Consider the following 12,825-nt stretch of genomic DNA (forward strand, 5'->3'; position numbering starts at 1 on the left):
CGGCCTGTCGCGGCTCGGTCAGTTTCGGCTGGCCGTCTGCCGCTGCGCGGCGGACTGGGCAATGCAGAAATCGATGAGTCCATCGATCTCGTTGGATTTGTCGAAGACCGCATCGACCCCGAATTGCTCGCAGCGCTTGCGGATGTCCGGAGTCGCGTAGTTGCTCAGCACGACCACCTTTTGATCGGGGCGGCGTGACATGCAGGCCTGCAGGACACCCAGGCCGCTCCCCTGCTTGAGGAAGAGGTCGATGATGGCGAGTTCCCACTCGTCGGTGTTTTCGCTCAGCCACTGGGTCGCCTCGGCCTCCGTCTCTGCGAAGCCGATCGTCGAAATGCACGTGAGCTCCTCCAGAGTGCCGACGAGATTCTCTCGGATCGTGACGTTGTCTTCGACGATGTAGGTTTTCAATCTGGGGTCCATGAGAACCGCTTGCCCGTTGGCGAGCCTGACTACGAGCTTGCTTGTCCTCCAAGGAAAGCTGTCGTTGCAAATGCTACGGAATATTAGGCCCGATGATGCAGGGAACCGCGTCCAGCGGCTGTAGGCTTGTTCTTACGACTGTTGCTCGAAAGCCGCAGTCGTAGGCCCGTCCTCACAGCGCTTGCGGCGCGATGCCGACGCGGCAGTGGCGGCAGTCCTCGTACGCTCTTCGTGAAGGCCGCATCCTGCGGCGCCCACTGACCAGAGCTTGGCGAGGAGCCCCTAAATGCAGATTTTTTGGAGTTACGTCGCGTTCGGCATGCTGACGCTTCTGGCTGCGGCCACCGTCGCGGGAGGCGAGCCCGCCGTTGCCGAATTGAAGCTTGCGGAAGCAGCGACCAAGGCTGCGGTTGCCGGCGTGTCAGTGGTCTGTCTCCTGCCCGAGCCGAGGGCCGCGCTGTCATCGGCGAGCGCCGTGCTGGGCATCGACTGAGGAATACGCGGTGGTGGCCTCCCACGCTTCGGGGCACCGCCCGGTCTGGGTCAAGGTCGGCGCGGTCCTGTTGGGGCTGGTGGTTGCGATCGTCCTGATCGTTGCCTTCTTCCCGTGGGATGTGCTGCGTGAGCCGATCAATCGCTACGTCAGCGAACGGACGGGGCGCAAGTTCGAGATCACCCGAAAGCTCGATGTGAAGCCGGGCCTGCACCTTGCCACCGTCGAGCTCGACGGCGTCGAGTTCGCCAATCCTGAGTGGGCGCGCGATCCCTATCTGTTGCGCGCTGAACGAGCCGAGTTCGAAATCGCCTATTGGCGGCTTTTGATGGGCAAGCTCGTTCTTCCGCGCCTGAAGCTCAGTTCGCCAGCGATCGGTCTCCAGCTCGAAGGGGACGGCCGGCGCACGTGGGCGCTGAGCAAGGACAGTTCCGACACCAGCACCGTCCCGAACATCATCGGCCTGGTGCAGGTGGACGGCGGCACCCTGAACTTCCTCGCGAAGCAGCAGGACCTCGATCTCCACGCTGAATTCAACTACGACAACAGTCGTGGCGAGATGCCCCTGCAATACGCGATCAAGGGCCTGCTGCATCGGCAGCCGCTGAAGGGGGACGGCCGCACCGGCGACGTGCTCGAACTCAATTCGGGCAATCGCACGCCTTTCCCGATCGAGATCGACTTGCGTGCCGGCGCGGCCCATCTCAAGGCCAAGGGCACCGTGGCCGAACTGGCCAGTCTCGACGGCCTCGATGCGCAGGTCGATATGCGAGGCCAGAACCTCGGCAATCTCTACCCAGTGCTGGGCATCGCGTTACCGCAGACGCCGCCGTACGCGATCGAGGGCAATCTTCGAAAGAACGGCGACCTCTGGGAACTGCGCACCCTGACGGGTCGGCTGGGCCTGTCCGACATTTCGGGCGACATGCAATTCGACAAGGCGCAGAAGGTGCCGCACCTGGGTGGCGCCCTTCGGTCGCGCGTGCTCGACATGGATGACCTCGGACCGCTCATCGGTCTGGCACCGACCGACCGATCGGCCCGTGCGGTGGAAGGCGTCGCGCCGCCGCCGACGATCGCGCAGACGAAGCAGGGGCGGCTGGATCCGAATCGAAAGGTACTTCCCGATTCGCCGTTGGACTTCGAGCGGCTGCGCGCCATGAACGCGGACGTCAAATACGTCGCTGACCGCATCGACAACGTGCGGCAGTTGCCGCTGGACAAGGGCAGTGTGCAGGTGACGCTGAAGGACGGCGTGCTGACCCTCGATCCGCTCGATCTGGGCGTGGCGAGCGGCAAGGTCGCCGGCAAGATCCGCATCGATGCCACGCAGAATCCGGCCGACATCCGTGCAGCGCTCGACGTCCGTTCGATGCAGCTCGAGCGCTTGATCCCGAAAGCGGACAAGCTCAAGAGCAGCTTTGGCAAGCTGGACGGCCGCATCAATCTGTCGGGCCGCGGCAATTCGGTGGCGGGATGGCTCGGTGGCGCCTCGGGCGATGTTGCCGCGATGACTGGCCGTGGTCAGATGAGCAACCTGCTGCTGGAGGTCTTCGGACTCGACGGCGGCGAGATCGTCAAGTTCCTGCTCGAAGGCGACCGGGAGGTGACCTTGCGCTGCGCCGCGGTGGCATTCGACGTCGGCAAGGGCGTGATGCGCGGCCGCAATCTGCTTCTCGATACGAGCGACACGGTCTTCAACGGAACCGGCGACATCAACCTTGCCGACGAGAAGATGAACATCGTCATCCGCCCTCAGCCCAAGGACAAGAGCATCCTGGTGCTACGGACGCCACTTCTGATCCGCGGCACTTTCGCGTCGCCAAAGGTCGGCGTCGAGGCGGCGCCACTGGCGGCCCGTGGCGCGGCGGCACTGGCGCTAGGTGCCATCAACCCGCTTCTTGCGCTCGCGGCTACGCTCGAAACAGGTCCTGGGCAGGATGCGGACTGCACGGAAGTCCTGGCGCAGGCCCGCAAGCCCGAGTCGGGTGAAGCGGCTGCTGGCGCAGCCAAGGCCAGGAAGCAGCCCGCGCCGACGGGAAATCGCAGTTAACCGGTCAGGCGACCGGGCGATGGCCGCACACGCTGCATCCCGGATCGCGCGCGACGCGCAGGGTGTCGAAGGCTGATCGCCGGCCGTCGAACATGAGCAGGCTCCCGGCGAGGGAGGGCCCGATCCCCGCAAGAAGCTTCAGCGCTTCGTTGGCCTGCAAGGTGCCGATGGTGCCGACCACCGGCGCAAACACGCCAAGCACAGCGCATCGCGTTTCCTCGAAGTCGGCGTCGGGCGGGAAGATGCAGGCATAGCAGGGTGAGGTCGCATCGCGCGTGTCGTACACGCTGAGCTGCCCATCGAAGCGGATCGCTGCGCCGGCGACCAAGGGCTTGGCGTGGGCCACGCACGCACGATTGACGGCATGCCGCGTCTGGAAGTTGTCGCTGCAATCGACGACAACGTCCGCTTCGGCTACCAGCCTGGAAAGAAGCTCGTCGTCTGCCCGCTGCTTGACGGCCTCGATCGTGATGTCAGGGTTGATGGCGCGCATCGCTTCTGCCGCCGATTCGACCTTCGCCATGCCCACGCGCGAAGTGGTGTGTGCGATCTGGCGCTGGAGGTTGGTCAGGTCGAGCTCGTCATGGTCGACGAGCGTGATGCGGCCGACGCCCGCCGCTGCGAGATAGAGCGCAACAGGCGATCCCAGTCCGCCTGCGCCGATGACGAGCGCATGCGCCGCACTGACGCGCGCCTGACCGTCAATGCCGAACTCTTCAAGGAGGATGTGGCGCGAATAGCGCAGGAGGTGATCGTCTTCTTCCATGCGCCGTGCGAGACGCCCCAGGGTCGCGACCCGGTGCCGGGCCGCCCCAGGGTCAGTTTTCCTTCTTCTCTTCCTTGTTGTCGACGATCACCTGCGTCTTGCTCACGAGCACTGGTTGGCCCTTGAGACGGTTGAACGCTTGGACGAGCGGGAAGTCGTTTTCGGCGCCGAACTCCGGAACCTTGCGATCCTGCGGCGGCTTCTTGGCTTCTTCCTCGAGGCGCTTGCGGGCTTCGTCACGTGCCTTCTCGCGCTCGGAATCCTTGACCTCGGGGCCCTGGCCGCTGGCCAGATGCTTCTCGAGATCGGCCTCACGCATGCGCAGCGCAGCGTAGGGGCTGCCCTCGGCGCTTTCGTCGACCAGCACGTTGGGCACGATGCCCTTGGCCTGGATCGAGGCGCCACTCGGCGTGTAGTAGCGGGCGGTCGTGATTTTCAGGCCGGTGTCGGGGCCGAGCGGGCGGACCGTCTGCACGGAACCCTTGCCGAAGGTCTGGCTGCCCATGACGGTCGCGCGCTTGTGGTCCTGCAGCGCACCGGCGACGATTTCGCTGGCGGAGGCAGAGCCTTCATTGACGAGAACCACGAGCGGCACGGTCTTGAGACCCGCCGGCAGGCCGCGCAGCGGATCGCTGCCGGCGCGGCGTTGGTAGAACTCAGGCGCGGCCTTGTAGACGGCCTTGCTTTCCGCCAACTGGCCATCGGTCGAAACGACGGTCACGTTCTCGGGCAGGAAGGCGGCAGAAATCGCGACTGCGGAGTCAAGCAGGCCACCCGGGTCGTTGCGCAGATCGAGCACGAGACCCTTCAGATTGGGCTCCTGCTTGTAGATTTCCTCGACCTTCTTGACGAAGTCGTCGACCGTGCGTTCCTGGAACTGCGACAGGCGGATCCATGCATAGCCAGGCTCGAAGACCTTGCCGCGCACCGATTGGGTGCGGATTTCCTCACGCGTGATCGTCACGGGGAAGGTACGGTTCTCGTCCTTGCGATAGATCGTCAGCAGCACCTTGGTATTGGCCTCGCCGCGCATGCGCTTCACGGCCTCGTTGAGCGTGAGGCCGCGCACGGCGGTGTCGTCGATCTTGGTGATCAGGTCGTTCGGCTTCAGGCCAGCGCGGAAGGCCGGGGAGCCTTCGATCGGCGACACGATCTTGACGAGGCCGTCTTCCTGCGAAATCTCGATGCCTACGCCGACGAAGCGGCCGGTGGTGCCTTCGCGAAATTCCTTGAACGACTTCTTGTCGAAGTACTGCGAATGCGGATCGAGCCCGGCAACCATGCCGGAAATGGCGTCGGAGATGAGCTTCTTCTCGTCGACCGGCTCGACATAGTCGCTCTTGACCATGCCGAAGACCGCAGCGAGCTGCTGCAGTTCCTCCAGAGGCAGGGGGGCCAGCGAACCGCGGGCGACCGTTTGCAACGATACCGTTGTCAGCGCGCCGGCAACGGCACCTGCGGCAATCCAGCCGCCAATCTTCAGTTTCTGGCCCATGTGTAAGAGTCCTTGTCGCCTGTCAAATCAATATACACAGCTTGGAAGCTACTTGTCTGTCCGGGTTCCGTGATGACTCGAACTCTGGAGGATTTTGGTCAACCTTTTTTGCCTTGCGCAGCAACTGCGGCGGCAGCTTTCTCGGCCGCCTCGGCATCGCCAAGGTAATAGTGGCGCAGCGGCTTGAGATCATCGTCCAGTTCGTAGACCAGAGGAATTCCGTTGGGAATGTTGAGGCCGACGATCGCATCGTCGGAAATCCCGTCCAGGTACTTGACCAGTGCGCGGATGGAATTGCCGTGAGCCGCGACGACCAGCCGGCGGCCAGCGCGGATCGCAGGCGCCATCGACTCGTTCCAGAAGGGCAGCACGCGCGCGACGGTGTCTTTCAGGCACTCGGTCAGCGGGATCTGCTCGGGCGACAGCTTGCCGTACCGGATGTCGCTTCGCTCGCTGCGCGGATCGTTCGACTCCAGCGGCGGGGGCGGCGTGCCATAGCTGCGACGCCAGATCAGGACCTGCTCGTCGCCGTATTTCTTGGCGGTTTCTGCCTTGTTCAGGCCCTGGAGGGCGCCGTAATGGCGTTCGTTGAGGCGCCAGGAATGCACGACCGGGAGCCAGGTTCGATCGAGCTCGTCGAGCGTATGCCATAGGGTGCGGGTGGCGCGCTTCAGGACGCTGGTGTACGCCACGTCGAAGTCGTAGCCTTCTGCCTTGAGCAGTCGGCCGGCCTGCTTGGCCTGCTCGATGCCGGTGGCGGTCAGGTCGACGTCGGTCCAGCCGGTGAAGCGGTTTTCGAGATTCCAGGTCGATTCGCCGTGGCGGATCAATACCAGTTTGTGCATGAGGGAGGCCTTTGGGAACGCGGTCGGAAACCCGACATTCTAAAATCCGAGGTTTGCCACTCAAGGAACACCGTGAAATTCATCGTCGACAACTGGATGCTCATCCTGATCGCACTGGCCTCGGGGGGCATGCTCTTCTGGCCGATGCTGCGCGGGGCCAGCAGCGGCTCGCTGACGGCGCAAGGGGCGGTGCAGTTGATCAATCGTGAACGTGCCGTGGTGGTCGATGTCCGTGAGCCGGAGGAGTTTGCCACCGGTCATGTCACCGGAGCCAAGAACGTGCCGCTCAATGAGCTCGAACAGAAGCTCCCCGCTGCTGTGAAGAACAAATCGTTGCCTTTGTTGCTGATCTGTGCCACTGGCGCACGCGCCCAACGCGCCGTGGCGACGGCCAAGAAGCTGGGCTACGAGCAAGCCCAAGCTGTCTCCGGCGGACTCAAGTCGTGGAAAGAGGCTAACCTGCCGGTTGAAAAGGCCTGAACTTCCCTGACTTACGACCCATGCAAGCCGTCAAGATGTACACCACCGCCGTTTGCCCTTACTGCATTCGCGCGAAGCAAATCCTCAAATCCAAAGGCGTGGAGCAGATCGAAGAGATCCGCATCGACAGCGACCCCCAGGCGCGCGCGACGATGATGGACATCACGCAGCGCCGCACGGTGCCGCAGATATTCATCGGCGAAACGCACGTCGGCGGCTGCGACGACCTGATCGCGCTCGATGGTCGCGGTGGCCTGATGCCGCTGCTCCAGGGCGCCTGATAGGGCGTCGTTTTCAACGGCGATAATCGCCGGCTACATCCAGAAGCCCGCTCTGGGATTTCCCGGGCGGGCCTTGTTTTGACCCTAGAAAGTTCAGCCATGGCCGACCAGCAAGCACAAGATCCCGTCTTTCAGATCCAGCGCGTCTATCTGAAGGATCTCTCGCTCGAGCAACCCAATTCGCCGGCCATCCTGCTCGAACAGCAGCAGCCCACGGTCGACATCCAGCTTGGCGTCGACGCCCAGCCCGTCACCGACGGCATCTTCGAAATCACCGTGTCGGCCACGGTGCAGACCAAGATCGGCGAGAAGACCGTGTTCCTGGTCGAGGCCAAGCAAGCCGGCATCTTCGAAATCCGCAACCTGCCCGAAGACCAGATGGGCCCGATCCTCGGCATCGCCTGCCCGCAGATCGTCTATCCGTACCTGCGCGGCAACGTCGCCGACGTGATCCAGCGCGGCGGCTTCCCGCCGGTGCACCTCGCCGAAATCAACTTCCAGGCGATGTTCGAGCAGCAGCAGGCGCAGGCTGCCGCCAACCAGGCGTCGCCGATCATCACGCAGTGATCTCCACCGCGCGCCGCTGATGAAAGTCTGCGTGCTCGGTGCCGGCGCCTGGGGTACGGCGCTGGCGGTCAACGCTTCGGGCCGTCAGGCGGTCACGCTCTGGGCCCGAGATCCCGCTCAGGCGCAAGCCATGGCGGTGGCGCGCGAAAACACCCGCTACCTGCCGGGTGTTGCGCTTCCTCCCTCTATCACCATCACGTCCGGCGACGCGCTCGCCGCGGCGGGATCTGCCGATCTCGTCATCGTCGCAACGCCGATGGCAGCGTTGCGCGAGCAACTCGGGCTGCTCGCTGGCGTGTCTTGTCCGGTTGCCTGGCTCTCCAAGGGCGTCGAGCCAGCGCTCGCCGGCGGGGAAGGGCTGCTCGCCCACGAAATCCAGGCCCAGGTTGCGCCCCGGCTCGCCGCTGGCGTGCTGAGCGGACCCAGTTTCGCGCAGGAAGTGGCGCAGGCCCGGCCCACCGCCCTTGTCGCCGCGAGTCGCGATGCCAATGTGCGCAAGGCGCTGGTGGAGGCCTTCCACGGTCCGTCCCTGCGGGTCTATGCCAACGACGACATCGTCGGTGTCGAAGTCGGCGGTGCGGTCAAGAACGTCCTTGCGATTGCGACCGGGCTGGCCGACGGGCTCTCGCTGGGGCTCAATGCCCGGGCGGCGCTCATCACCCGGGGCCTGGCTGAAATGACGCGCTTCGGCGTGGCGCTTGGGGCTCGGGCCGAAACCTTCATGGGCCTTTCCGGCCTGGGCGACCTCGTGCTGACGGCCACAGGCGACCTGTCCCGCAACCGCAAGGTCGGTCTACTGCTGGCACAGGGGCGCACGCTTTCCCAGGCAGTCGACTCGCTCGGGCACGTGGCCGAAGGCGTCTATTGCGCACGCACTGTCGTGCAGCGTGCGCGGCATCTGGGGGTCGAGATGCCGATCTCGGCTGGCGTGGTCGCCCTGCTCGATGGGAAAGTGCGGCCTGCCGATGCGGTCGCCGAGTTGATGGCGCGCGAGCCTGGCAGCGAATCTGCCTGAGCCGCGGTGCGGGCTCAGGCCGGCGTGTAGGCCAACCGCACGTAGATCGGCGCGAATGCCTCGGCCTGCGTGATGTCGATCAGCGTTTCCTTGGCAAGCTCGAGCATCGCGATGAACGTCACGATCATCACGGGCGTGCCTCGCGACACGTCAAAGAGCTTCTCGAACTCGACGAATTGCCGGCCCTGCAACTGGCGCAGCACGATGCTCATGTGTTCGCGAACGCTCAGTTCTTCGCGCGAGATCTTGTGGTGCTGCACCAGCTTGGCTCGCTTGAGGATGTCGGCCCAGGCCTCGCGCAGGTCGACGACGTTGACATCCGGAAAGCGCGGCTTCAGCGATTGCTCGATGTAGACCTGGGCCTTCCAGAAGTCGCGCCCGGCCTGCGGGAGCGCACTCAGGGAAGCAGCCTGGAGCTTGGTCTGTTCGTATTCGAGCAGCCGGCGGACCAGTTCTGCGCGCGGATCCTCGGCTTCCTCGCCGTCTGCCGTCTTCTTGGGAGGCAGCAGCATGCGCGACTTGATCTCGATCAGCATCGCCGCCATCAGCAGGTATTCGGCGGCCAGTTCGAGGTTGGTCTGGCGGATTTCGTCGACGTAGCTCAGATATTGCCGGGTCAATCCGGCCATCGGGATGTCGAGGATATTGAAGTTCTGCTTGCGGATCAGGTAGAGCAGCAGATCCAGCGGGCCTTCGAACGCCTCAAGGAAGACCTGCAGCGCCTCGGGGGGGATGTACAGGTCATTGGGCAGCGCGAAGAGCGGCTCGCCGTAGAGCCGGGCGAGGGCAACCTGGTCGACCACTTCGGGCATCTGCGGGACGGCGGAGGCGCCGTCGTCCGCGGTGACCGCGTCTTCCGCCGAAACGGCGTGCTCGTCCGCTTCGGTGCCGTCGCCCTGGCGGCGGCTCCCGGTACCCGGTACGGCCCGGATGGTCACTTACTTGGCTTGGGTCTGGTAGACGTAGGGCTGCTGCGCAACCCGGCCTTCGCTGAATTCTTCCTGGAGGCCGGCGTCGAGGTGCTTGTCCCACAGCAGAGCGCGGCCAGCGCGCTGCTCGGCTTCGAGCGTCGGCTTCTTTTCCTTCATCTCTTCGATGAAGTTGGTGATTTCTGACGTGTAGTGGGCGCGGGCGAAGATGGGCATGGCAATTGGACCTTTTGGGGCGGGATTTTACCGGGTGGATTCCGCCTTGAAGCCGGCTGTGGCATGCGCTAGCGTGGCGGCTCCCAATCAACAAGGAGCCTGTCGATGAAACGCCGATACACGATATTCCTTGCTTCGACGATCGCCGCCGCCGCGCTGGTGGCCGCCTGCACGACCGGCGGCTCGTCCGCGCCGCAGAACAAGATGAGCTTCTTCATCACGAGCGCGAACCCGGGCAAGGGCGGGGATCTCGGCGGACTCGCAGGGGCCGACCGCTATTGCCAGAGCCTGGCCGAAAGCGTCGGTGCAGGCGGCCGCAGCTGGCGCGCGTACCTGAGCACGACCGCGACGGCCAGCACCCCGGCGGTGAATGCCCGCGATCGCATCGGCAAAGGGCCGTGGGTCAACGTGAAAGGCGTGACGATCGCCAACAACCTGGACGAACTGCACGGCACCAACAACCTCGACAAGCAGACGGGGCTGACGGAAAAGGGCGAGATCGTCAGCGCGAGTGGTGACCCCGTCAACAACCACGACATCCTGACGGGCTCGATGCCGGATGGTCGCGCCTCCACCGACACCAGCAAGGACACCACCTGCGGCAACTGGACCAAGAGCGGCGAAGGCTCAGCCATCGTCGGCCACCACAACCGGATGGGGACGAATGCGCCGCCGGCTTCGACGTCCTGGAACTCCTCGCACGCGACCAGGGGCTGCAGCCTGGAAGCTTTCAGAAGTACCGGCGGCGCAGGGCTCATGTATTGCTTCGCGCAGAACTGACTCGACGGCTAGACTGACCGCCCCGTGCAAATTCCTGGGACGGTATGCACCCATCGACCATCCGCCGCGGCATCGCGCCCCTTCTGCTTCTGACGACCATGCTCTGGCTTTTCGGCTGCGACACGAAGCGCATCAGCGAACTGGAGGAGGGCGTCGCCACCGAGGCCGACGTCCGTGCGCGGTTCGGCGAGCCCGAGAACGTGTGGGACACGTCCGCTGGCCGCGTCTTCGAATACAACCGCCAGCCGCAGGGGCAGAAGAACTACATGATCACCATCGGCCCCGACGGCAAGATGAGTGCGCTGCGGCAGGTGCTCACGCCGGAGAACTTCGCCAAGGTGACGCCCGGCATGCCGGCAGAGGATGTCCGCCGGCTGCTCGGCAAACCCGCCAAGCGGACGCCCTATCCGCTCAAGAACCAGACCGAATGGGAGTGGCGCTGGATGCAGCCGCCGAATTCGCCGATGGTGTTCACCGCCACGGTCGATGACGCGCAGCGTGTGGTCAGCGCGGCTTCGTCGCCCGATCGCGCGGCGGAGGCGCCTTAGCCTTCGTGTTCTTCAGCGCTCGGCATACCCGATGCGAGTTCGTCCGCGAAGCCCGAGCGGACGATCACTTCCAGCGGCTGCGGCTGCAGCGATTCGATGCAGAGCGCGCCGCCGCGAGCGAGCACCGCCTTGTGCAGTTGGCGCAGTGCATCGAGCCCGGTCGCGTCGAGCGAGATGAGGTGCATCGCATCGAGCACCACCGTCATGCCGCGCGGTGCGCGCTCGACGGCCTGAACCGTCGCGTCCAGCTTGGCAGCGGCACCGAAGAACAGCGCACCGTAGAGCCTGAAGGTGAGTACCGGCGGCTGCAGCGAGACCATCTCGACGGTGAACAGCCCGCTCATGCGCCGGATGAAGAGAGCGCAGGCGAGCACGATCCCCGCCTGGACCGCAACCGTGAGATCGAACACCACCGTGAGGAAGAAGGTGCCCAGCATCAGGAGCCGGTAGTGCCGGCTGAATCGCCGCAGCATGTACGGCGAGAACTCGCGCCACTCGCCCATGTTCCAGGCGACGAAGACGAGGATGCCCGCCAGGACCGAGAGCGGCACATGCTGCGCAAGCGGCGCGGCAACGAGCACGACGATCGTCAAGGTGATCGCATGCACGATGCCCGCGATCGGCGAAGTGGCCCCCGCCCGCACGTTGGTCACGGTGCGCGCGATGGTGCCCGTCGCCGGCATGCCGCCGAAGAAGGGCGCGACCGTGTTCGCGATGCCCTGCGCCATCAACTCCTGGTTGGGGTCGTGGCGCGGGAGGCCGCTCACCTGATCCGACACACGCGCGCACAGCAGCGATTCGATCGCACCCAGCGCGGCGATGGTGAGGGTCGGCGTCACGAGTTGCTTGACCGTCTCCCATGAGAAATCGGGCAGCGCGAACGCCGGAAGACCCTGAGGAATGCCGCCGAACCGCGTGCCGATCGTTTCGACATGCAGGCTGAATCCCCATGACACGAGCGTCAGCGTGATCAGCGCGACGATCGGCCCCGGCACGCGCGAACTCAGTTGTGCCGTGCGCGTGTTGGCGAAGCGGCCGAGCACGATGCGCACCGTCTGGCCCACGCGCGTCTTCTCGCGCAGCAGATGCGGCCAGGCGAACAGGCCGCCGAGGCAAGCCAGCCCGAGCCCGAAGGCGTAGGGATTGAAGCTGTCGAGATTCGTCGCCAGCGTGTGGAGCTGCGAGAACATGTCCGCAGGCATCTTCTCGATCGTGAGCCCGAGCCAGTCCTTGATCTGCGAGATGAGGATCAGGGCCGCGATGCCGTTGGTGAAGCCGATCACGATCGACACCGGCACGTAGCGCACCAGCGTGCCGAGACGAAACAGGCCGAGCAGGAACAGCAGCACGCCGGCGCAGGCCGTGGCGATCAGCAGGTTCGCCACGCCGTAGCGTTCGACGATGCCGTAGACGATCACGATGAATGCGCCGGCCGGTCCGCCGATCTGCACGGCGGATCCGCCGAGCGAAGAGATGAGGAAGCCCGCGATGATCGCGGTCCAGATGCCAGCCTCAGGCTTGAGGCCGGATGCGATCGCGAAGGCCATCGCGAGTGGCAGCGCGACGATGCCCACCGTCGCGCCCGCGCCGACATCCTTGAGGAAGCGCTCCCTGCTGTAGTCCGCGAGCGCGTCGATCAGTCGGGGACGAAACGGAGCGAGCTTGGGGCGCGGAGTCATGAGGGCTATTGTGGGCGTGCCCCCGTGACGAAGGGATTATTTCGAGTCGCCGGGCAGCACCGCATCGGCGGCGGCACCCACCGCCTTGCCGGTGATACGCGCGGTGCCGATTGCCGCATCGGCCGCAAGACCGACGGCTCCGGCGCCCACGCTCACCGCGGTGCTCGTGACGGTGACCGCTGCGCTCGCGACGGCGCACCCGGCCACTGCGACCGAAATCGCGAGCACGATGAACAGGCCAACGCGCCGCATCAT

General features: G+C 65.0%; 16 protein-coding genes. 8 read left to right on the forward strand and 8 right to left on the reverse strand.

The window, feature by feature from the left end; translation table 11 throughout:
- Positions 1-18 precede the first annotated feature (18 nt).
- Complete coding sequence (locus tag FHW64_RS09075) at positions 19-423, reverse strand: response regulator (RefSeq protein WP_184525226.1); 405 nt, start codon at positions 421-423, stop codon at positions 19-21.
- A gap of 286 nt (positions 424-709) precedes the next feature.
- Here FHW64_RS09075 and FHW64_RS09080 point away from each other — a divergent pair, with 286 nt between their 5' ends.
- Both FHW64_RS09080 and FHW64_RS09085 read left to right on the forward strand, forming a co-directional pair.
- Positions 710-916: a hypothetical protein gene (locus tag FHW64_RS09080; protein ID WP_184525228.1), complete on the forward strand. Its 207-nt coding sequence runs from the start codon at positions 710-712 to the stop codon at positions 914-916.
- 13 nt (positions 917-929) lie between these two features.
- Positions 930-2,969 carry an AsmA family protein gene (locus FHW64_RS09085; protein ID WP_184525230.1) on the forward strand — a complete coding sequence of 680 codons (2,040 nt, stop codon included), beginning with the start codon at positions 930-932 and terminating at the stop codon, positions 2,967-2,969.
- Between the two features lie 4 nt (positions 2,970-2,973).
- Here the strand turns inward: FHW64_RS09085 and FHW64_RS09090 are convergent, their stop codons facing one another.
- The 3 genes from FHW64_RS09090 to gpmA all read right to left on the reverse strand — a co-directional run bounded on the left by FHW64_RS09090 (position 2,974) and on the right by gpmA (position 6,075).
- Positions 2,974-3,735, reverse strand: a complete 762-nt coding sequence (locus tag FHW64_RS09090) for a HesA/MoeB/ThiF family protein (RefSeq protein ID WP_184525232.1) — start codon at positions 3,733-3,735, stop codon at positions 2,974-2,976.
- 52 nt (positions 3,736-3,787) lie between these two features.
- On the reverse strand, positions 3,788-5,230 hold the full coding sequence (locus FHW64_RS09095; RefSeq protein WP_184525234.1) for a S41 family peptidase: 1,443 nt from the start codon (positions 5,228-5,230) through the stop codon (positions 3,788-3,790).
- Positions 5,231-5,328: 98 nt separating this feature from the next.
- Positions 5,329-6,075, reverse strand: a complete 747-nt coding sequence (gpmA, locus tag FHW64_RS09100; RefSeq protein ID WP_184525236.1) for a 2,3-diphosphoglycerate-dependent phosphoglycerate mutase — start codon at positions 6,073-6,075, stop codon at positions 5,329-5,331.
- A gap of 72 nt (positions 6,076-6,147) precedes the next feature.
- On the opposite strand from gpmA, the gene FHW64_RS09105 reads away from it, so the two are divergent.
- The 4 genes from FHW64_RS09105 (at position 6,148) to FHW64_RS09120 (ending at position 8,418) form a co-directional block, all read left to right on the forward strand.
- A complete protein-coding gene (locus FHW64_RS09105) occupies positions 6,148-6,555 on the forward strand; it encodes a rhodanese-like domain-containing protein (RefSeq protein WP_184525238.1) in 408 nt (135 codons plus the stop codon).
- Positions 6,556-6,575: 20 nt separating this feature from the next.
- Positions 6,576-6,836 carry a glutaredoxin 3 gene (grxC, locus tag FHW64_RS09110; protein WP_184525240.1) on the forward strand — a complete coding sequence of 87 codons (261 nt, stop codon included), beginning with the start codon at positions 6,576-6,578 and terminating at the stop codon, positions 6,834-6,836.
- 99 nt (positions 6,837-6,935) lie between these two features.
- A complete protein-coding gene (gene secB / locus FHW64_RS09115; RefSeq protein WP_184525242.1) occupies positions 6,936-7,403 on the forward strand; it encodes a protein-export chaperone SecB in 468 nt (155 codons plus the stop codon).
- 19 nt (positions 7,404-7,422) lie between these two features.
- On the forward strand, positions 7,423-8,418 hold the full coding sequence (locus FHW64_RS09120; protein WP_184525244.1) for an NAD(P)H-dependent glycerol-3-phosphate dehydrogenase: 996 nt from the start codon (positions 7,423-7,425) through the stop codon (positions 8,416-8,418).
- Positions 8,419-8,432: 14 nt separating this feature from the next.
- Here FHW64_RS09120 and FHW64_RS09125 read toward each other — a convergent pair whose 3' ends face one another.
- The gene (locus FHW64_RS09125; protein ID WP_184526286.1) at positions 8,433-9,230 is read right to left on the reverse strand and encodes a ScpA family protein; all 798 of its coding nucleotides are present in this window, start codon (positions 9,228-9,230) and stop codon (positions 8,433-8,435) included.
- 126 nt (positions 9,231-9,356) lie between these two features.
- A complete protein-coding gene (locus FHW64_RS09130) occupies positions 9,357-9,563 on the reverse strand; it encodes a DUF3460 family protein (RefSeq protein ID WP_184525246.1) in 207 nt (68 codons plus the stop codon).
- 105 nt (positions 9,564-9,668) lie between these two features.
- Between FHW64_RS09130 and FHW64_RS09135 the strand changes: the two genes are divergently transcribed.
- Positions 9,669-10,343 (forward strand): hypothetical protein, encoded by a 675-nt coding sequence (locus FHW64_RS09135; protein WP_184525248.1) that lies wholly within the window; start codon positions 9,669-9,671, stop codon positions 10,341-10,343.
- Positions 10,344-10,441: 98 nt separating this feature from the next.
- Positions 10,442-10,891, forward strand: coding sequence for an outer membrane protein assembly factor BamE (locus FHW64_RS09140; protein WP_184526288.1), 450 nt, complete (start codon positions 10,442-10,444; stop codon positions 10,889-10,891).
- Here FHW64_RS09140 and FHW64_RS09145 read toward each other — a convergent pair.
- Both FHW64_RS09145 and FHW64_RS09150 read right to left on the reverse strand, forming a co-directional pair.
- Positions 10,888-12,570 (reverse strand): SulP family inorganic anion transporter, encoded by a 1,683-nt coding sequence (locus FHW64_RS09145; RefSeq protein ID WP_184525250.1) that lies wholly within the window; start codon positions 12,568-12,570, stop codon positions 10,888-10,890. The two genes, FHW64_RS09140 and FHW64_RS09145, sit on opposite strands and share 4 nt — an antisense overlap.
- A gap of 36 nt (positions 12,571-12,606) precedes the next feature.
- On the reverse strand, positions 12,607-12,825 hold the full coding sequence (locus FHW64_RS09150; protein ID WP_184525252.1) for a hypothetical protein: 219 nt from the start codon (positions 12,823-12,825) through the stop codon (positions 12,607-12,609).

Origin of the sequence: Variovorax sp. Sphag1AA (assembly GCF_014192575.1) — a bacterium.
GTDB lineage: Bacteria > Pseudomonadota > Gammaproteobacteria > Burkholderiales > Burkholderiaceae_C > Variovorax.

Excerpts from the sequence above, each read along its gene's own strand:
- FHW64_RS09090 (WP_184525232.1), bottom strand. The coding sequence starts at position 3,735 with ATGGAAGAAGACGATCACCTCCTGCGCTATTCGCGCCACATCCTCCTT.
- FHW64_RS09130 (WP_184525246.1), bottom strand. The coding sequence starts at position 9,563 with ATGCCCATCTTCGCCCGCGCCCACTACACGTCAGAAATCACCAACTTC.
- FHW64_RS09080 (WP_184525228.1), top strand. The coding sequence starts at position 710 with ATGCAGATTTTTTGGAGTTACGTCGCGTTCGGCATGCTGACGCTTCTG.
- FHW64_RS09150 (WP_184525252.1), bottom strand. The coding sequence starts at position 12,825 with ATGATGCGGCGCGTTGGCCTGTTCATCGTGCTCGCGATTTCGGTCGCA.
- gpmA (WP_184525236.1), bottom strand. The coding sequence starts at position 6,075 with ATGCACAAACTGGTATTGATCCGCCACGGCGAATCGACCTGGAATCTC.
- secB (WP_184525242.1), top strand. The coding sequence starts at position 6,936 with ATGGCCGACCAGCAAGCACAAGATCCCGTCTTTCAGATCCAGCGCGTC.
- grxC (WP_184525240.1), top strand. The coding sequence starts at position 6,576 with ATGCAAGCCGTCAAGATGTACACCACCGCCGTTTGCCCTTACTGCATT.
- FHW64_RS09125 (WP_184526286.1), bottom strand. The coding sequence starts at position 9,230 with ATGCCCGAAGTGGTCGACCAGGTTGCCCTCGCCCGGCTCTACGGCGAG.
- FHW64_RS09075 (WP_184525226.1), bottom strand. The coding sequence starts at position 423 with ATGGACCCCAGATTGAAAACCTACATCGTCGAAGACAACGTCACGATC.
- FHW64_RS09120 (WP_184525244.1), top strand. The coding sequence starts at position 7,423 with ATGAAAGTCTGCGTGCTCGGTGCCGGCGCCTGGGGTACGGCGCTGGCG.
- FHW64_RS09140 (WP_184526288.1), top strand. The coding sequence starts at position 10,442 with ATGCTCTGGCTTTTCGGCTGCGACACGAAGCGCATCAGCGAACTGGAG.
- FHW64_RS09145 (WP_184525250.1), bottom strand. The coding sequence starts at position 12,570 with ATGACTCCGCGCCCCAAGCTCGCTCCGTTTCGTCCCCGACTGATCGAC.
- FHW64_RS09135 (WP_184525248.1), top strand. The coding sequence starts at position 9,669 with ATGAAACGCCGATACACGATATTCCTTGCTTCGACGATCGCCGCCGCC.
- FHW64_RS09095 (WP_184525234.1), bottom strand. The coding sequence starts at position 5,230 with ATGGGCCAGAAACTGAAGATTGGCGGCTGGATTGCCGCAGGTGCCGTT.